The organism is Tepidibacillus decaturensis (assembly GCF_001561915.1).
Lineage (GTDB): Bacteria > Bacillota > Bacilli > Tepidibacillales > Tepidibacillaceae > Tepidibacillus_B > Tepidibacillus_B infernus.
The window spans coordinates 264861-283049 of sequence record NZ_LSKU01000001.1 but is presented as its reverse complement, the minus strand read 5'-3'; the positions used below and the strand labels follow the sequence as shown (position 1 = coordinate 283049).

Annotated in this window: 19 protein-coding genes; 7 read left to right on the top strand and 12 right to left on the bottom strand. The window is 36.0% G+C overall.

The features are described 5' to 3' along the window. Positions 1 to 41: 41 nt before the first annotated feature. The 7 genes from pfkA to U473_RS01275 form a co-directional block, all read right to left on the bottom strand. The gene (pfkA, locus tag U473_RS01305; RefSeq protein WP_068722635.1) at positions 42 to 1001 is read right to left on the bottom strand and encodes a 6-phosphofructokinase; all 960 of its coding nucleotides are present in this window, start codon (positions 999 to 1001) and stop codon (positions 42 to 44) included. 164 nt (positions 1002 to 1165) lie between these two features. After that, positions 1166 to 2125 carry an acetyl-CoA carboxylase carboxyltransferase subunit alpha gene (locus U473_RS01300; protein ID WP_068722633.1) on the bottom strand — a complete coding sequence of 320 codons (960 nt, stop codon included), beginning with the start codon at positions 2123 to 2125 and terminating at the stop codon, positions 1166 to 1168. Next, complete coding sequence (accD, locus tag U473_RS01295; RefSeq protein WP_068722631.1) at positions 2115 to 2993, bottom strand: acetyl-CoA carboxylase, carboxyltransferase subunit beta; 879 nt, start codon at positions 2991 to 2993, stop codon at positions 2115 to 2117. Before accD ends, U473_RS01300 begins: the two co-directional genes overlap by 11 nt. 11 nt (positions 2994 to 3004) lie before the next feature. Continuing rightward, positions 3005 to 3187, bottom strand: a complete 183-nt coding sequence (locus tag U473_RS01290; protein ID WP_068722629.1) for a glutamate decarboxylase — start codon at positions 3185 to 3187, stop codon at positions 3005 to 3007. Positions 3188 to 3275: 88 nt separating this feature from the next. Continuing rightward, positions 3276 to 3953, bottom strand: a complete 678-nt coding sequence (locus U473_RS01285) for a FadR/GntR family transcriptional regulator (protein ID WP_068722627.1) — start codon at positions 3951 to 3953, stop codon at positions 3276 to 3278. 48 nt (positions 3954 to 4001) lie between these two features. Next, on the bottom strand, positions 4002 to 5234 hold the full coding sequence (locus U473_RS01280) for an NAD(P)-dependent malic enzyme (protein ID WP_321164130.1): 1233 nt from the start codon (positions 5232 to 5234) through the stop codon (positions 4002 to 4004). A gap of 123 nt (positions 5235 to 5357) precedes the next feature. Next, positions 5358 to 8777 (bottom strand): DNA polymerase III subunit alpha, encoded by a 3420-nt coding sequence (locus tag U473_RS01275; RefSeq protein WP_321164129.1) that lies wholly within the window; start codon positions 8775 to 8777, stop codon positions 5358 to 5360. 187 nt (positions 8778 to 8964) lie between these two features. On the opposite strand from U473_RS01275, the gene U473_RS01270 reads away from it, so the two are divergent. The 4 genes from U473_RS01270 to U473_RS01255 all read left to right on the top strand — a co-directional run bounded on the left by U473_RS01270 (position 8965) and on the right by U473_RS01255 (position 10114). Further along, on the top strand, positions 8965 to 9297 hold the full coding sequence (locus tag U473_RS01270) for a YtrH family sporulation protein (RefSeq protein ID WP_068722625.1): 333 nt from the start codon (positions 8965 to 8967) through the stop codon (positions 9295 to 9297). After that, the gene (locus U473_RS01265; protein WP_068722623.1) at positions 9294 to 9515 is read left to right on the top strand and encodes a hypothetical protein; all 222 of its coding nucleotides are present in this window, start codon (positions 9294 to 9296) and stop codon (positions 9513 to 9515) included. Before U473_RS01270 ends, U473_RS01265 begins: the two co-directional genes overlap by 4 nt. Continuing rightward, positions 9512 to 9775 carry a hypothetical protein gene (locus U473_RS01260; RefSeq protein ID WP_068722621.1) on the top strand — a complete coding sequence of 88 codons (264 nt, stop codon included), beginning with the start codon at positions 9512 to 9514 and terminating at the stop codon, positions 9773 to 9775. Before U473_RS01265 ends, U473_RS01260 begins: the two co-directional genes overlap by 4 nt. A 150-nt stretch (positions 9776 to 9925) precedes the next feature. Continuing rightward, entirely contained in the window at positions 9926 to 10114 is a 189-nt protein-coding gene (locus U473_RS01255) for a hypothetical protein (RefSeq protein ID WP_068722619.1), read from the top strand. Between the two features lie 64 nt (positions 10115 to 10178). On the opposite strand, the gene U473_RS01250 is transcribed toward U473_RS01255, so the two are convergent. The 5 genes from U473_RS01250 to U473_RS01230 form a co-directional block, all read right to left on the bottom strand. Further along, the gene (locus U473_RS01250) at positions 10179 to 11492 is read right to left on the bottom strand and encodes a DRTGG domain-containing protein (RefSeq protein ID WP_068722617.1); all 1314 of its coding nucleotides are present in this window, start codon (positions 11490 to 11492) and stop codon (positions 10179 to 10181) included. A gap of 110 nt (positions 11493 to 11602) precedes the next feature. Continuing rightward, entirely contained in the window at positions 11603 to 11881 is a 279-nt protein-coding gene (locus U473_RS01245; protein ID WP_068722615.1) for a hypothetical protein, read from the bottom strand. A gap of 48 nt (positions 11882 to 11929) precedes the next feature. Further along, positions 11930 to 12616 carry a metal-dependent hydrolase gene (locus U473_RS01240; protein WP_068722613.1) on the bottom strand — a complete coding sequence of 229 codons (687 nt, stop codon included), beginning with the start codon at positions 12614 to 12616 and terminating at the stop codon, positions 11930 to 11932. A 14-nt stretch (positions 12617 to 12630) separates the two neighbouring features. After that, complete coding sequence (locus U473_RS01235; protein ID WP_068722610.1) at positions 12631 to 12975, bottom strand: YlbF family regulator; 345 nt, start codon at positions 12973 to 12975, stop codon at positions 12631 to 12633. A 61-nt stretch (positions 12976 to 13036) separates the two neighbouring features. Further along, positions 13037 to 14140: a DUF445 domain-containing protein gene (locus U473_RS01230; RefSeq protein WP_068722609.1), complete on the bottom strand. Its 1104-nt coding sequence runs from the start codon at positions 14138 to 14140 to the stop codon at positions 13037 to 13039. Between the two features lie 112 nt (positions 14141 to 14252). Here U473_RS01230 and U473_RS01225 point away from each other — a divergent pair, with 112 nt between their 5' ends. From U473_RS01225 to U473_RS01215, 3 genes are read left to right on the top strand one after another with little or no spacing between them, the layout of a single operon-like run. Next, on the top strand, positions 14253 to 15653 hold the full coding sequence (locus tag U473_RS01225; RefSeq protein WP_068722607.1) for a YheC/YheD family endospore coat-associated protein: 1401 nt from the start codon (positions 14253 to 14255) through the stop codon (positions 15651 to 15653). Next, complete coding sequence (locus tag U473_RS01220) at positions 15650 to 16747, top strand: YheC/YheD family endospore coat-associated protein (RefSeq protein WP_068722605.1); 1098 nt, start codon at positions 15650 to 15652, stop codon at positions 16745 to 16747. The genes U473_RS01225 and U473_RS01220 overlap by 4 nt, the downstream gene beginning before the upstream one ends. Further along, positions 16722 to 18104, top strand: coding sequence for a YheC/YheD family endospore coat-associated protein (locus U473_RS01215; protein WP_153011972.1), 1383 nt, complete (start codon positions 16722 to 16724; stop codon positions 18102 to 18104). The genes U473_RS01220 and U473_RS01215 overlap by 26 nt, the downstream gene beginning before the upstream one ends. Positions 18105 to 18189: the final 85 nt, after the last annotated feature.

The following is an 18189-nucleotide window of genomic DNA, read 5'->3' as shown; positions in this document are numbered from 1 at the left end:
TTTCCACCCTTCTACAACATTAATAACTCTTCTTATCTTTTCTAAATAGCTAAAATACTAGCTAATTGGTACAACGCTAAGTCAACTTGATGTTTTTGCATTAAAGCTTCATCTATGTCCAAAGAAATGATTTGATTGTAGCGAATACCAACCATTCTACCGGATTGACCTTTTAATAACAATTCAACAGCTTCAGCGCCTAAACGACTAGCTAATACACGGTCAAAAGCTGTTGGAGATCCACCCCTTTGAATATGACCCAATACGGTTACTCTCGTTTCAAAACCTGTTCGTTCTTTAATTTTGTTACCAAACTCAACCGCACTACCTACGCCTTCAGCTACAATAATAATACTATGCTTTTTACCCCGTTTATGGCCACGTTCTAAGCGTTCAATGATTTCATCCATGTTGTAGTAGGCTTCAGGAATAATGATACTTTCTGCACCATCTGCTAAACCTGACCACAAGGCAATATCCCCTGCATTGCGACCCATCACTTCAATTATATATGTACGTTCGTGCGATGTTGCCGTATCCCTTATTTTATCAATCGCATCAATCACTGTGTTGACTGCTGTGTCAAAACCGATAGTAAAATCTGTACCAGGAATATCATTATCAATCGTACCAGGTACGCCAATGGCAGCAATGCCATGTTGAATTAACTTTTGTGCTCCACGGAAAGAACCATCTCCACCAATAACGACAAGGCCTTCAATTCCATGCTTTTGTAATTGTTCTACTGCCTTTGCTTGGCCTTCTGGTGTCCTAAATTCATCACTTCTCGCTGTATAAAGGATCGTTCCCCCTCGATGAATAATATCACCTACAGAGCCTAAATCCAATTTCTCTATTTCCCCGTTTATTAGACCACTATATCCATGATAAATACCAAAAACCTCTAACTCATGATAAAAACCTTTTCGAACAACGGCTCTAACCGCTGCATTCATACCAGGTGCATCTCCACCACTTGTTAGTACTGCAATTCGCTTCATGCTTCTCACCTCTTTGTATACTTTTATACCATAAAATGTCCATAAGGGACATTTTAAGTCCATAGTGGACAAAAAAGAGTGTACCCTTTTTTAGGGTACCTTGATCAACATTATTATACCATGAAATCAAACTTTTTATAGACTTTTATAGACTTTCTTTTCATTTAGATCAATGAGGAGTATTGACCGATTTTTCTAAATTTTTGATAACGTTGTTCTACCAACTGAGTTGGACTTAGCGAAGATAAGGTTGCAAGCGATTCTTCAATATACCTCTTAATTTCCTTCGATTGAAATTTAATGTCTTTATGTGCCCCGCCTAGAGGCTCTTTAATCACACCATCTGAAATTCCAAACTCAAAGGCATGGTGAGCAGTAATTCCCATTGTATTGGCTGCTTTTGAAGCTTGAGTCGCATCTTTCCATAATAAAGCTGCTGCTCCCTCTGGAGAGATGACAGAATAAATCGCGTTTTCTAACATATATAAATGGTTACCCACCCCTAAAGCAAGAGCTCCACCACTTCCACCTTCGCCTGTTACGATACAAATCATCGGTACTTTAAATAAAGCCATATCTCTTAAGTTTCTAGCAATGGCCTCACTTTGCCCCCTTTCCTCAGCACCAATTCCAGGATATGCACCAGGTGTATCAATAAAGCAAATGATAGGTCGATGAAACTTATCAGCCTGCTGCATTAGCCGTAGAGCTTTTCGGTAGCCTTCCGGATGAGGCATACCAAAATTACGTAGAATATTATCCTTCGTATCTTTTCCTTTCTGGTGACCAATAACAGTAACCGGTTTCCCATTTAATTTTGCGATTCCACCAACAATCGCTGGATCGTCGCCAAAAACTCTGTCTCCATGGAACTCAATGAAGTCAGTAAAAATATGCTCAATATAGTCTAATGTAGTAGGCCTTTGTCCATGTCTAGCAATTTGCGTCTTTTGCCATGGAGTAAGTTGTCCATAAATTTCTTGTTCAAGATTTCTTGCTTTCTTTTCTAGCTCTTCAATTTCTTTTGAAAAGTCGATACCTTCTTTAGATGTAAATTGTTTTAACTCTTCGATTTTTTTACGTAGTTCTATGAGGGGTTTTTCAAAAGGTAGCTCAAAAGCCATTAGCTTCCCCCCTTACCATATGTAAATCCAAAAGTTTCGCTAATGTTTGTTTCATATCTTTTCGATGAACAATCATATCTAATTGACCATGCTTTAATAAAAATTCTGCTGTTTGAAAATCATCAGGTAGTTTTTGGCGGATCGTTTGTTCAATAATTCTCCGGCCAGCAAAACCAATCAATGCGTTAGGTTCTGCAATATTGATATCACCTAAGGATGCAAAACTAGCAGACACCCCACCTGTCGTAGGATTCGTTAATACAGAGATAAATAGAATACCCTCTTGGTGCAATTTTGCTAATGCGGCACTTGTTTTCGCCATCTGCATTAGGCTTAAAATACCTTCTTGCATTCTTGCTCCACCGGATGCAGAAAATAAAATAAAGGGATATTTTTTTACAATTGCTTTCTCAATTGCCCTTGCAATTTTTTCACCAACAACAGAACCCATACTTCCCATACGAAAGCGTGAATCCATTACACCAACGACCACAGGAAAACCACCAATCGTTCCTTCACCAGTCACAACGGCTTCATTTAAATTCGTCTTATCCATATCCTTTTTTAACTTATCGATATAGCCTTCAAAATGAAGAGGATCAGAAGAGATCAAATCCGTATCATATTCAAAAAAGTTTCCTTGGTCCAGCGTCATCATAAGGCGTTCAGGAGAAGAAACAGACATATGATGATCACAATGAGGGCATACATGAAGATTTTTTTGTATTTCTTTCGCAAAAGTAATTTTGCCACATTTGTCACATTTGACAATCATTCCTTCTGGAATATCTTTTCTAGCCTTCTCAGAAGGGATCGTTGCATATTTTCTTCGTTTATAAAAAAATCCTTTAACACACCAACACCTCACATAGGATGGTTTTAAGGAAGAATCGTCGCCAATACCTCTCTTATTTCATCTAATTCTCCTTCTGGTACTAGGATCTCATACTGTTTCAAAACATGACTTTGTCTAATTTTGACTAAAAATCCTTCAGTAGTTAATTGATCTCGAATTTTTTCAGCTATCTTTTCATTAGGTGCAATATAAATGACAGTCCACATGAAGTATCCTCCTCAAAAACCTTAACAATACTTTCATTATAGCGATATTTATCAAGATTTCAAAGAATAGCCTCAAAAATGTCATATTTTAAGCAAAAAATTCACTTTTCTCCAGATGCAATCTCATTTGTATTACTGCTTCTTCTACATTACGTGCCTTTAATGCTTTTAAAATATTTTGATGCTCTTGTATGGATACTTCAGGTCTTCCATTTCGCCCTAACGATTCTTTCAATATCGTTTTCCCATAATCAAAGACAGGTTTCCAAATTCGATAAAGAAGATAATTACGACTAGCCAATGCAATTGATTCATGGAAAAAATAGTCTTCCTCTAATGGAAGGATACCAGACTCAAGTTTTTTGACGGATTCCTCAATCACCATTTCTATTTGCCTAATCTTACTCTCATCCATCCGCTCAGCCGCTAATCGTACGGCATCAAGCTCAATGATTTTTCTAATCTCTAAAAGATCTTTTTTTGATTTTTCATTTCTAAGGATATAAAAAGCTAGAATTTCTACTAAGTGGTGGGCAGTATAATCTTCGATAAACGTTCCTTCACCACGACGGGTAGTAATTAAACCTAATAACTCTAATGCTCTCAACGCTTCCCTTACAGAAGATCTTCCCACACCTAATCTTTCAGCAAGTTCTCTTTCAGAAGGTAACCGGTCTCCTGTAGATAGATTGTCTGCTTCAATGATTTGGTTGATCCTTAGTAAAACTTCCTGATATAATTTAAGCTCTTTAGTATCATCGAGCATTAAGCCACCTCTCCTATCTCAAAACCATCTCATCAACTTATCCTACAACTATTTAATTACAGCTAATCTTTTTGTTTTTTCTTCAATTTCTTGAGGATCCACAGTGATTCTAGCAACTCCTGAGTCCATCGCTGCTTTAGCAACAGCAGCTGCAACTTTTGGTGCTACGCGAGGATCGAAAGCATCTGGAATCACATAATCGTCATGAAGTTCATTTTCTTCAATCAAGTTAGCAATTGCATAAGCGGCTGCAATCTTCATTTCCTCGTTAATCTCTTTAGCTCGAACATCTAGCGCCCCTCTAAAAATACCCGGGAAAGCGGATACATTATTCACTTGGTTTGGTAAATCAGATCGACCAGTTCCTACAATTCTTGCCCCTGCTTCTTTTGCCTCATTTGGGAAAATTTCTGGAACTGGGTTTGCCATAGCGAAAATGATTGCATCTTGATTCATGGATCTTACCATATCCTGAGTAACTGCACCTGCGACAGATACCCCAATAAAAACATCTGCCCCCTTAAGCGCATCTACTAATGAACCTTGGATTTTCTCATGATTTGTAATTTTTGCGATTTGTTCTTTCACAGGATTCATCCCATTAGGGCGACCTTCATAAATAATTCCTTTGGTATCGCACATAATCACGTTCTTTACACCCATACTCATTAATAATTTGATAATGGCAATACCTGCAGCCCCTGCTCCATTTGCAACGACTTTTATTTCTTCCATTTTTTTGTTAACCAATTTAAGAGCATTGATGAGTCCAGCCAAAGTTACAATTGCTGTTCCATGCTGATCGTCATGAAAAACAGGAATGTTTAATTCCTTTTTTAGTCTTTCTTCAATGATAAAACAATTTGGAGCAGCAATATCCTCTAAGTTTACACCACCAAAAGTAGGTTCTAATAATTTAACTGTTTCTACAATTTTATCCACATCTGTCGTGTTAAGACAGATTGGAAAAGCATCAACACCTGCAAAGTTTTTAAACAATACGGATTTGCCTTCCATTACTGGTAGTGCAGCTTCAGGACCAATATGTCCAAGCCCTAATACTGCTGTTCCATCAGATACAACAGCAACAAAATTCCCCTTCATGGTGTAATCGTAAGCTTTTTCTTTGTCATCATGAATAGCCATACATGGTTCAGCAACCCCAGGCGAATAAGCCAAACTTAAGTCATGGGAATTTGCCAAAGCAACTTTTCCATGCACTTCAAGTTTTCCTTGGTTTTCGCGATGCATTTTTAATGCTTCTTCTTTCAATGTAGACACAGATATTCATCTCCCCGATTATAATTTAGATGGTTGCTAAAAACTAGGAAGTGGTCTGACCACCACCATTATATCAAAAGATATTAGGATATAAAACTAAATTCTAATTTTTTCACAATTTTATTAAAGTTTTTCCTGCATAACAAAAGAGTTTTTACCTAATATTTCTTCAATGGTTTGGAATAATGATGGTCTTCCCTCTACCCAGTATTCCTTCGCTAGCTGTCGTGTTTTTTTATTTTTTTCATAAAAGAGGATGACTGGTATGGTTCCAGAGTTGTCTGCTAAGACTTGTTTCAATTGGTTTAGAGTTTTACTGTTTTCATTAGCTTCACTAATTTTAATCACCATTCTAGGGCTTGTTTTATGTTTATGATTTGACTGTTTTTTTATGTTTCTTTTTTCTTTTACTTGGGACAATAAAGTAATTTTTTCTACAATCAGTTTTGTTCGTTGCTCTTGATGTTGAACTTTTCCTTGAACAAGAATTCCCTCATCCTTTACTAATTGATTCCGATAGGTAGCATAAACTTTAGGAAATATCACTAATTCTAACAGATTTGAATCAACCTCTATTTGGCCAAAAGCCATTTGTTGCCCCTTTTTTGTCAAGATCAGCTTTAGATCATTTAACAATCCTCCGATTACAACAGAGGTTCCTTCGCTAAGCTGAACCAGCACATCGTAAGAATGTGTAGTGTATTCATTTAGAATCTCTTTAAAGGCACTAAGAGGATGTGCTGATACGTAAATGCCTAAAACTGCTTTTTCCTTTTGTAATTGTTCCTGTTCTAAAAAGGGTGGAACCTCAAACCAATCAAAATCCTCTTCTTTTGTACCTACTTCTAAATCTGCAAACAAATGAATTTGCAAATCTTCCTGTAATTTCTTCTTTTTTTGAACCCTTTCGATCAAATCATCCAAATTAGCCATCAGTTTTGCCCGATGAATCCCAAATCGATCTAATGCACCGCTTAAAATAAGCGATTCTAACGTTTTTTTATTACACACCTTAGAATCAGCCTTCATACAAAAATCGAAAAGTGAAGAAAAAGTCGAATGTTTTTGACGTAGTAGAATGATCGATTCAATCACTTGGATACCAATATTTTTAATGGCTGCTAGACCAAATCGAATCTTCCCATCCTGGACAGTAAAGCTAGCATCACTTTGCAAAAGATCTGGAGGCAAAATTTCAATCCCCATTTTCCTGCATTCATCCGTATACTCTGCTATTTTATCTTGATTACCCATCGATTCAGAGAGAAGGGCTGTCATGAATTCTACTGGATAGTGTGCCTTTAAATATGCGGTTTGAAAAGCAAGCACACCATAAGCAACTGCATGGGATCGATTAAAACCATAGTCTGCAAAGCGAACGATCAAATCATATACTTCATTTGCTTTTTTCTCTTCAATTCCGTTTTGAATGGCACCATGAACAAAGTGATTTCTTTCTTCTAATAAAATCTCCCTTTTCTTTTTACTTACAGCCCTTCGAAGCAAATCAGCTTCACCTAGACTAAAACCAGCCATTTTCGATGCAATTTGCATGATCTGTTCTTGATAGACGATGATTCCATAGGTATCTTTTAAAATCGGCTCTAAACTTTGGTCTGGGTATTGAACGGTCTTTTTACCATGTTTTGCCTGAATATAGTCTGGAATAGATTCCATTGGGCCAGGGCGGTATAAAGCTAAAATCGCTACAATATCTTCAAAATGGCTAGGTTTTAGCTCTTTTAACACTTTAGTTACTCCAGGTGATTCTAATTGAAACACCCCTTTTGTATGTCCCTGACTCAACAATTGATAGGTTAATGGATCTGAATCATCTAAATGATGCAATTGAATTTGTTTATTTCTTGATTTTTTGATCCAAGCCAATGTTTTTTCGATAATCGTGAGATTTTTCAATCCCAAAAAATCCATTTTTAACATGCCTAGTTGTTCTAAGATTCCCATTGGATATTGGGTTAAGGAAACCTTCTCTTGCCCCTTTTGTAAAGGGGTATATACCGTTAATGTTTGGTCAGCAATGACAACTCCAGCTGCATGGGTAGAATGGTGCCTTGGCATTCCCTCAATTTTCATAGCAATCTGGATCAATTCCCTCATTCGTTCATTTTTCTGATAAAGCTCTCTTAATTCATCAACTTCTGTCAATGCTTGCTCCAACGTAATCCCCAATTGGGAAGGAATTAATTTGGCCACTTTATCCACTTCGATATAAGGAATATTTAATACCCTACCCACATCGCGAATCGCTGCTTTTGCAGCAAATGTACCAAACGTAATAATCTGTGCAACTCGGTCATGTCCATATTTTTTTGAAACGTATTGGATCACCTCGTCACGTCTCTCATAATTAAAATCAATATCTATATCTGGCATACTTACTCGTTCAGGGTTTAAAAAACGTTCAAATAATAACCCATACTTTATCGGATCAACATTTGTGATCCCAAGGACATACGCAACCAAGCTTCCTGCAGCTGATCCTCTCCCAGGTCCTGTCATAATTCCCTGTTGATGGGCAAATTTCATATAATCCCAAACGATTAAAAAATAATCGGCAAATCCCATTTTTTCAATGACCGCTAATTCTTTCATTAATCGTTTTTGTAGCTGATCAGTAATCTGCTTATACCTTTTTTGTAATCCTTTTTGTGCCAACGCTTTTAAATATTCTTCTGCACGAATAGAAGATGGTAAAGGGAATTTTGGTAAAGCCAATTGATGAAATTCGATCGTTACATCACATCGATTGGCAATATGAACTGTATTTTCAACCGCACCTTTTACAGTTGCAAATAGCTGGTTCATCTTTTCTTGATCTTTTAAATAAAATTCCTTTGTAGGAAGTTTTGCCTGCTCTGATTGATCTAATGTATGCCCTGCTCCAATCGCTTCTAATACTTCTTGTATCAATGCATCTTCTTTCTCAATATAATGTACGTTATTTGTTGCAACCAATGGGATTCCCGTTTCTTCACTTAACTGAATGAATAAAGGATTCACTTGTTTTTGTTCAGGTAATCCATGATTCTGTATTTCTAAGTAGAAGTGATCGGTACCCAACAATTTTTGATATTCAAGTGCAGTTTCCAGTGCTTTTTTATATTGTTGTTGAACCAAATATTGACTAATTTCACTAGTTAATCCACCACTTAAAGCGATGATTCCTTCATGATACTGTTGCAATGCTTTCTTATCGATAGTGGGTTGAAAAGATGAAGATTCTAGATGAGAAATAGAAACAAGTTTCATTAAATGCTGGTACCCTAGATTATTTTCAGCAAGAAGTACAAGCGGGAAGCCGTTCACTAAGATTTCTACACCGATAATTGGTTTGATCCCAGCAGTTTGACATGCTTTATAAAAAGGAATCACACCATACATACCGCTATGATCGGTAATGGCTAAAGAAGTCATCCCTAAGTCTTTTGCCTTATTTACTAGCGGCTCAATTCGACAAGCTCCATTTAATAAGCTGTATTCTGTATGTACATGAAGATGGACGAATTCCACCATTTCTACCATCGTAATTTCTCCTTCATAAAAAACTTCTAATCATTCCTATTATACCTTTTTCGTCAAGGTAGCCTATGTTTTATACACTACGTTTTTCATTCATGTTCTTAAGGTTTTTTCCATAAGTTTAAGTATAAAAAGGTTTGTATATTCTAACGCGGTAAAAAAAAATGATTATAGGTTAGAGGGGATTAAGATGCAAGAATTTATCAGAAATCTCTTTATGAATTATTTTGTTGCCTTTGGCGTCATGATTGGAGGTTCTCTTTTTGGCGGATTAGGCGCATTATTTACAAAACAGCCTCCGATCCATACCATGATAGACTTGTCAGATAAATTGCGTATTTGGGCACTAGTTGTTGCTCTTGGAGGAACGTTTGATTCATTTAAAATACTTGAAACAGGTGTACTGGGTGGGGACTTATCACCGATGATGAAACAAATCATCTATATTATTATGGGATTAGCAGGTGCCTACTCAGGAAAATTAGTCATCGTTTTGTTAGCAAAAGGGGATATTACATCATGAGATATATTTCCTGGGTCCTTCATAAACCATTGATCCGCACTTTGTTATTTTTTATGATGGGAATTTACTTTGGTATGTTCATTGCATTATTTTTACATGGCAACCAATTAGACCAACTTCATATTAAAAATGCTCAGTTGCAAAAAGAATTGAATGATAACAAATTATATATCAGTAGTTTAGAACAAGAAAAAAAGAACGAAAACAAAACCAATTGATAAGGATCGTTACTTTCCATATTGAAAATAAGTTAGATCCATTCGACGAAACCGCCTTGTTGGAAACATTAACGGCTGAAATTCGTTTTCTTGTAGGTAAGAATGTAATAGAGGTAGGAAAAAATCCTGAATTTATCTACCAGCTGCTAAATAATAAATCATTCAAAACAAAGGATAAAACTTTTTTAGTCAAGGTAAAGATTATATATATTCAATCGACGACAGAGATCTGGCTATCTGCCCATGAACAAGATTCATAATCCTGTGAAATTTTACTTTGTAGGTCGCAAAAACGTTTAACCTTGTGTAAAATAGGTATAAGTGTTATTCTGATTTCTTTTGTGGGGTCCCATTATGATAATGAAAAGAAAGTAGTACTTTCTTTAATGATTAAAAAGGAGGGAAAAGAAATGGTAATAAATCGCAAAGAGATTGCTAGGGGAAAGGTAGCAGAAATTAAAAATGGTTTCTCTGCGTTTGCTGAAACACAAGAGGTCATCTCATTAGTTAAAAAAATGTTAGAAGAAGAAAATATTTCTGTTCATATTGATGAAACAGAAAAAGGTTGCTGGTTTATTCCCGTCAAAGCCGATGAATAGCAAAAAAGAATCTACCTAATAAACCCGACATCTCTTCCTATGAAATGTCGGGTTATCTTGATGGTTAACGTTCTAATACTTGAGAAGTAATCATGGCCTTACTCACCAATTGGTTCTTATGATAGACTTCTACATCGACCTTCCCAAATTTACGGCTAACTTCGATCACTTTAGGTCGTATTTCGATCTCACTTTCGATTTGCACAGGTTTTACAAAATAGATCATTAAATTTTCAGGGACAAGATCTCCTTTTTTATGGTGCCTTAATACACGATGAGCTGCTTCTGTAATCAGGCTAATAAGGGGTCCGCTTGATAATGCCCCCAACTGGTTTGTCATTTGCGGATTTACTTCTCCAACAAAGATAATCGAGCCATCTTCTATTTTACGTTCCTCAAATTGTTTATTCACCAAGTCATCAATCTTTTCTCCAATTTGCGGCTGTTTTTGAATATACTGTAAACCCTTAATCACATCTTGACGACTAATCACTCCAATCAGACGACGGTAAGTATCTACGACTGGTAGCAACTCGATACCTTCCCAAACCATCATATGGGCTGCTGAAGCAACAGAGGTTTTTGCTGTAACAGAGATTGGGTTTTTGGTCATCACTTTATCAATGGGGACTGAAGATTCCTTCCCCACAATATCCTTTGGCGTGACAATTCCTACTAATTTTAATTGATGATCTACAACAGGAAAACGACTATGATGGGTTTTCTCAACTAAACGTTGCCAATCACCAACCGTCTGATCATCATTCAAGTAAGTCACTTCAGCCTGTTCAGGAATAATATCTTCCACCATGACAATCTCTTTTTTAATTAAACGATCATAAATTGCGCGATTGATCAAAGAAGCGACAGTGAAGGTATCATAGCTTGATGAAATAATCGGTAATTCCATTTCATCTGCCAACTCTTTAACCTCTTCGCTTGTATCAAATCCGCCAGTAATAAGAACAGCTGCTCCTTGTTTTAATGTGAGTTTATGTGCTTGAACCCGGTTACCTACAATCAATAGGTTGCCAGGATCAACATATTTCATCATATCCTCTAATTTCATCGCGCCAATCACAAACTTATTTAGGGTTTTATGTAAGCCTCCCCTACCTCCTAAAATCTGGCCATCCACAATATTAACCACTTCGGCAAAAGTTAACTTTTCTATATTTGCTTTTTGTTTCATTTCGATCCTTACTGTCCCAACCCGTTCAATCGTACTTACATATCCTTGATTTTCTGCCTCTTTAATTGCCCGATAGGCAGTTCCTTCACTAACTTCTAGTTCTTTTGCCATCTGTCGTACAGAAATTTTTGTCCCTACTGGAAGTTCTTCAATATATCTTAGAATCTGTTCATGTTTTGTCGTCAATTTTTTCACCCAAACTTTCTTAAAAATAGCTGTTCTAACATCAGCTATCATTTCTGTTATAATCAATTATAACAAAAAGAATGATTTGGATTCAATGAAGACAAAAGGCATTACGCTTTTTCGTAATGCCTTTTAGAAGATTGTAAGAAATGTTGTTCTTTTCTCCAAAGCCGAACCTTTTCTAAGTGTGCTAAGCGTATTCTTTTCTCCTCATCTAATCCTAGCAAATGGTCTAAATGGGAACCTAGAATGAGTAATGCAAAGAAGAACCAAACGATACTAAAGGCTTTTGCCAAACTAGACGAATCAAATAAGGGAACCCTTGGAATCGCGTAAAAAATAACAGCTAATGTGAGAATGAGATAAATAATCGTTTTAAATATTTTCATTTTAATCCCTCCCACATCCAATGTATGTCCAAAGATGGTAAAAAAGAACTAAAGCTTTATCCACTGATTCATTGGTATGACTTCGCTATCCATCCCTTTGGCTTTTAGGCGAGCAACGAACTGCTCTGGATCCTGTTGAATGACTGGGAATGTATTAAAATGAATTGGTACCACCTTTTTCGCTTTAATCCATTCTGCTGCTAGCAGAGCATCCTCTGGCCCCATCGTAAAATTATCTCCAATCGGTAGAAAGGCAATATCAAGTTGTTCGTTTTCTAATAACTTCATATCACCAAATAGCCCGGTATCACCTGCATGATAGATCCTTTTTCCATCCATCTCCACAACTACACCACTTGGCATACCGAGATAGACGATTTGTTGATTCGCTTCATTCACAAATCCTGAGCCATGAAATGCTTGGGTTGCCTTAACACGACCAAAAGGAAAAGCAAAACTTCCACCAATGTGTAATGGATGGGCCTTCACACCTTGCCATCCCATGTAAGTGGATAGTTCAAAGGGGGCAATAATGGTAGCATCATTATTTTTAGCTATTTGTACAGCATCGCCAATATGATCTCCATGCCCATGAGTAAGATAAATATAATCTACCTTAATTTCACTTACAGAAACTTTTGCATGGGTATTTCCCGTAATAAAAGGATCAATGATTAGAGAGCCTTTTTGTCCCCTTAATTCTAGACAACTATGTCCATGATAACGAATTTCCATTCTTTCCACCCTTTCTATGATTTTTTATAAATTTTGTCTAATGGTTCAGTTAAAATTCGATTGATATCTACAAATAACATGCTTAGCCTTTCTTCTGCATCAAGTAATTTCTTAATCTCTGGATTTGCACTTAAGTTTTTATATAATTGATTAGTCTCTTCAAGCTCATGCTGTTCAATGGGTAAGCCTTTTAGTTGTTTTTCTTGCATGCCAAACTGTTTCCTGCGAAATTCTTCAATCAACTTCATCTGTTCCGGATTTGACATCACTTTTATTGTTAATTCCTTCACCGTCTTATAATTTTCGTTTTCTTCAATCACTCTCGCTAGTTCATAAGCCTTGTCATAAGGATATGACATGATACTTCCCTCCTTTTTTTCTTTTTATATATATTTATCGTTTTCCATCTTAAAACCTTTTTTATTTAAAGAAAAGAAACAAAACCCCTTGGAAAAGCCCGATAAATCCCCCTAATACTCCTCCAAGATAAGTAATCATCTTTAATTCTCGATTGGTAATCTCCAAAATCATTTTTTCAAATTCTTCTAAAGAAAAAGCGTTAACCTCGGTCTTCACTACCTCTGCAATCGATAAATAGGAAAAGATCTTGTCCATTTTTTCTTGAAAAAGCTCAAAAAACCAATGATAGGCTCTTTCTAAAAAGTTATATTTATTTAATAGATCAATCACTTGCTGGAAGGGGAGATTCTGAGCCTTCTCCAATCCTTTATCTAAGATCTCCTCCAATTGCGTATGTAAGATAGGGTCGAAGTCATCTAGCCAATCGCCAATCGGTTTCTCTTTCATTTGGTTCCACTCATTGACTAAAAAAGTTTGAAAAACTTGCTGTGTATCAGGCTTTTCAAGGATTTGATCAAAATACGATAAAAGTTTTTGCTGAATTTGTTCGCCTTCTAACAGCATACCAGCTAAAAAACCAATCATTCTTTTGCCTTCAAATAATTGTTTAACAATCGAATCAAGCCAAACTTTTCCCTTAAATGAATGTAGAAAGTCTTTAATTTCCTGAATAAACATTTGGGAAAGCTGTCCTAAACGATCTTCAATTTTGATTAAAGCTGGTTCAGATAAGAAGTCTGCTAAGGATTTTGCCCTTACCTCATCTCTAGATAAATAATCTAGAGCCTTTTGTTGAATCATCCCTTTTATCTTTGCCTTCCATTCCTCAGGTAAGAATGGATTCATCATCTCTTTGACTGTTTGATTCTGTTGAACCAACCCCTGTATGTTTAGCTGTAATTTCTTTAATAATTGGTTCCTGATTCCCGATTTTTCAATAAATTGTTTTAACCCTTCTGCGGTAAATAAATAGTTCTCAACCATATGTCCCAGTTGTTCTGCAATCTCACTTCTTCTTTTTGGAATCAAACCAGGGGTAAAAGGAACTTGCCAGCTTCCAATCTTCCATGATTTGAATGGTCGAAATAACATTTTGATCGCTAATGCATTGGTAAAAGCACCAATCAACGCGCCTATTCCTATAGATATCATAATGAAAAGCATAAATAATTCCCTCTTTCTATGTGACCTTAGCCTAACACCATGTTAGTCACCTAAACATATTATGAAGTAGCTTATTTTGCTTTGGCACAACCTAAGGAAGGGGATAAAAAACATGACAGTATTGGCCATTCAAGTAGAGGAACATGAAATCAAAAACAATATCATCTATGTGAATCCAACACTGATCAGTCAATTAAACCTTCCACTTCAAAAACCATTTTCTATTTCCTTTGGCAACAAAAAAACTGAGGTGATGGTAAGAGTAAGTTCAAACTTCGGTCATTTGTTAAGAATCCCTTCTTCTATCGCTACAGAATTATTAATACCAAATGGTTTACAAATCCATGCTCGATACGATACAGCAGAAGGCCTTAAATTAGGACCCATACTTGGCATTCTCGTTCAGCATATCGACTCCTCACACCCACAAGCACCCTTTGGGAAATTAACTACCTTTTGTGAGGAAATTTCCATGGTATCAAAAAGCAAAGGATTATTAACCTATGTTTTTACAATGAAAGATATCAACAAACAAACACAAAGTGTGACAGGGTGGGTACTTAAAGACAAACATTGGCTAAAACATATTTTTCCTATTCCCAATGTTGTTTACAACAGAATATCCTCACGAAACATTGAGAAATCCTTAAAAGAATCGATTACAAACTTAAAACAACAATACCATCTTCATTTCTTTAATGAACATTTCTTGAATAAATGGCAAGTCTACGAAATATTAAAGCCAACCCCCATCCACTCAATGATGCCAGAAACGAGATATTATAAAGGAATCTTAACTATAAAAGAGATGTTAGTCAAATATCCTATCCTTTATTTAAAACCAACAAATGGTGCATTAGGACGGGGGATTATCAGAATCGAAAAGCAAAATAATCATTTGTTTATCGTCCAATATTCCCGTTCCCAAGGTTCGATTACCCATACTTTTCATTCTATCGGGCAAATGTTTAAACACTTACAACCCAGACTAAATACAGAGCCTTACTTGGTTCAGCAAGGCTTACCACTGATTCAAATTGAAAAAAGACCCATTGATTTCCGCATTCTCACTCAAAAAAACAAATATGGAAAATGGGCGATCACCTCGATGGTTGCTAGAATAGCCAGTGATCAACATTTTGTCTCAAATTTGGCTCGTGGAGGCACACAAAGTGGTGTAATGAAAACGATCCGTTTGTCTGATTCTGTGAAAGACAAAAAAATCTCTAAGCAGAGATTTAGAACCCTTGCATTAGCGATTGCACAACATCTTGAAGAATCATCCACGGGAAATTTTGCTGAATTTGGAATTGATCTCGCCTTAGACACAAACGGAAATGTGTGGCTTTTAGAAGTTAATTCAAAACCTTCAAAAACGGAAGAATCTCAATTAAATGAACCAAGGCCATCTGTGATGCAACTATTAAAATATGTGCTTTTTGTATCCGGATTTAAAAATCATTTGAAAACAAAAATAGGGAAAAAACGCTTGAAGTCAGGTGGAAACCAATGAATAAACCAATATTAGGTATTATGGTGGGAAAAATAAAAAATCGTCTATTCTTCGAAAAGGGTTTTTATCAAAACCTTCAACTAATAGGAAAACAACGTAATATACTGGTTTATGTCTTTTATCCCGATCAAATCGATTGGAAAAATAAACGAGTACGAGGATTTCAATTTAATCTACCTTCAAAAAAATGGGTGGAAGGTTGGTTCCCCATTCCCCATTTTGTTTATGACCGGATTTTTACGGATTATAGCAAATATAGACCTTATATTGAGCGAATGAAAAAGGAAAAACAAATCACCTTCCTTAGTGAAGCTTTACATGGGAAATGGCAACTCTATCAAATTCTATCAGCGAATCCAATCTATAAGGAACACCTTCCTAAAACAGATATTTTTAAAGGAGTTCAACAATTATTCACGTGGTTAGACCACTTCCCTATCATTCTCAAACCCATAGGTGGTAGTCATGGTAAAGGAATCATCAGGGTTCAAAAAAAACATCATCAATATGAAATCGTTGGACGTAATCAAGCCAATCAAAAAATTCAACAAATATTTCTCAATCGTAGACAATTAAGTCAATGGATATTAAATTTTATCAGTGGAAAAAAGTATATTATTCAGCAATATTTAGACCTTACTACAAAATCAAAACAGCCCTATGATATTAGAGTCTTAGTCCAAAAAAACTATGTTGGAAGATGGGAAATCACAGGAATGGCAGCAAGAATAGGCGACTCCACCAATATTACTTCTAATCTCCATGGTGGTGGTACAGTTCAACCAGTAAATAAACTGCTTCTTAAAGAGTTTGGCGTAGCAAAAGCGAATAAAATTCAAAACCTTATTTCATCACTGTCTGAAAGCATTCCACCTTTTATCGAATCTAATCATGGTCATTTATTTGAAGTAGGCCTGGATTTAGGTATAAATCGTCAAGGTAAAGTATGGGTGATTGAGGCAAACTCCAAACCTGGTCGTCAAGTTTTTTCTTTATTAGGCGAGGTTGAGTTAAGTAGAAAATCAATGACTCAACCGATTGAATATATGGAATTTCTATTTAAAGAAGGTGGTTCCCATTTTAATCCACATTAAAACAGTAAATCAGCATAAAGACACGATCTGGCTTTCAAAATCTTTATTGCAACAACTTCATTTAACACCTAATCAAACCATCCCTATTTATTTTGGCTTAAAAGAGCCTATCATGGTTCGTGTTCTTCAACACCAATCAAATCAAGATTTACTTCTCATTTCGTCTTTAATCGAAAAGAAAATCAAACTGCCCTATCACAAAAAGCTCATGATCAAGCGTGATCACCGTGGTCTACAAATTGGGCCAATTATTGGGATTTTAACTTCTAATTATTCAGGAACGAATTTTCTGGAATCACTGAAACACTTTCGACATCCCTTTAGTAAATTCTTTTTTGACCTATTAACAAAAGAGGGTTCTTATCCAGCCTATTACTTTGTATTTCAACCAGGTGCCGTCAATTGGCGAGATAAAACGGTTAAAGGAATTTTTCTATTTCCAACAGCGAATCAAAATAAAACATGGGAATATGCTACCATTTCTTTACCAGACGTTGTATATAATCGGGTTTTAAACCGTGGAAGTGAACAACATCCATCCGTGCAACAATTTAAAAAACAGTATCTTCAATCAGGAGGTAAACTATTTAACGATAATTTTTTTAATAAATGGGAGATTAATCAGATCTTAACTAACGATCCTACTATAAAAAGTTCGATTCCAGAAACGCATGCCAATCCCTCACTCCCTTTGTTAAAAAATATGCTCAAGAAGTACCCGATCGTTTATTTAAAACCAGCTGGAGGAAGTTTAGGCAAAGGAATCTACAAAATAACAAAAACCAACAACGCGTATACGCTTCAATTTAGAAATAAACAGTTCAATCAATCATTTGATTTTAAACAAATAAATGCCCTCTTTACCTTTCTAACCAAACAGCCAATTAGACTTAACCGTTATATTATTCAGCAAGGAATCACTTTAGTTGAATATCAACACAGGCCGGTCGATTTTAGGGTACAATTACACAAAAATAAAAGGAATCGATGGAAATTGATTGCAATCGGTGCAAAAGCTGCAGGAAAAGGTAGTGTAACTACCCATATTCGAACAGGTGGCCAACTGATCAATGCATCGGAATTTATAAAAGAAATCTTTAAACAGGATACTTCCTATGTGCTTGAAGAAATAAAAAGTAAAAGTATCCAGATTGCTAAACATTTAGAACAAAACCTAAACCAACCCCTTGGTGAATTAGGATTAGATGTAGGTGTAGACAAAAATCATCATGTTTGGCTTTTTGAAGTCAATTCAAAACCAGGTCGTTCTATTTTTAAGCATCCAAGTTTAAAACAGGCAAATGAGGAATCGATTAAATCTTTGCTTGAGTATCCGATTTATTTATCTGGTTTCTAGATAAGTTTGTATATTCCAACGCGCTCCGTTATCTATGTATTTCTTTTGAATGAAAAAATAAAGTAGCAGGGAGGGGTATAAATTT

Excerpts from the sequence above, each read along its gene's own strand:
- U473_RS01220 (WP_068722605.1), top strand. The coding sequence starts at position 15,650 with ATGAATAAACCAATATTAGGTATTATGGTGGGAAAAATAAAAAATCGT.
- U473_RS01275 (WP_321164129.1), bottom strand. The coding sequence starts at position 8,777 with ATGGTAGAAATGGTGGAATTCGTCCATCTTCATGTACATACAGAATAC.
- U473_RS01290 (WP_068722629.1), bottom strand. The coding sequence starts at position 3,187 with ATGTGGACTGTCATTTATATTGCACCTAATGAAAAGATAGCTGAAAAA.
- U473_RS01230 (WP_068722609.1), bottom strand. The coding sequence starts at position 14,140 with ATGCTTTTCATTATGATATCTATAGGAATAGGCGCGTTGATTGGTGCT.
- U473_RS01255 (WP_068722619.1), top strand. The coding sequence starts at position 9,926 with ATGGTAATAAATCGCAAAGAGATTGCTAGGGGAAAGGTAGCAGAAATT.
- U473_RS01265 (WP_068722623.1), top strand. The coding sequence starts at position 9,294 with ATGAGATATATTTCCTGGGTCCTTCATAAACCATTGATCCGCACTTTG.
- U473_RS01300 (WP_068722633.1), bottom strand. The coding sequence starts at position 2,125 with ATGGCTTTTGAGCTACCTTTTGAAAAACCCCTCATAGAACTACGTAAA.
- pfkA (WP_068722635.1), bottom strand. The coding sequence starts at position 1,001 with ATGAAGCGAATTGCAGTACTAACAAGTGGTGGAGATGCACCTGGTATG.
- U473_RS01240 (WP_068722613.1), bottom strand. The coding sequence starts at position 12,616 with ATGGAAATTCGTTATCATGGACATAGTTGTCTAGAATTAAGGGGACAA.
- U473_RS01235 (WP_068722610.1), bottom strand. The coding sequence starts at position 12,975 with ATGTCATATCCTTATGACAAGGCTTATGAACTAGCGAGAGTGATTGAA.
- U473_RS01245 (WP_068722615.1), bottom strand. The coding sequence starts at position 11,881 with ATGAAAATATTTAAAACGATTATTTATCTCATTCTCACATTAGCTGTT.
- U473_RS01225 (WP_068722607.1), top strand. The coding sequence starts at position 14,253 with ATGACAGTATTGGCCATTCAAGTAGAGGAACATGAAATCAAAAACAAT.
- U473_RS01270 (WP_068722625.1), top strand. The coding sequence starts at position 8,965 with ATGCAAGAATTTATCAGAAATCTCTTTATGAATTATTTTGTTGCCTTT.
- U473_RS01285 (WP_068722627.1), bottom strand. The coding sequence starts at position 3,953 with ATGCTCGATGATACTAAAGAGCTTAAATTATATCAGGAAGTTTTACTA.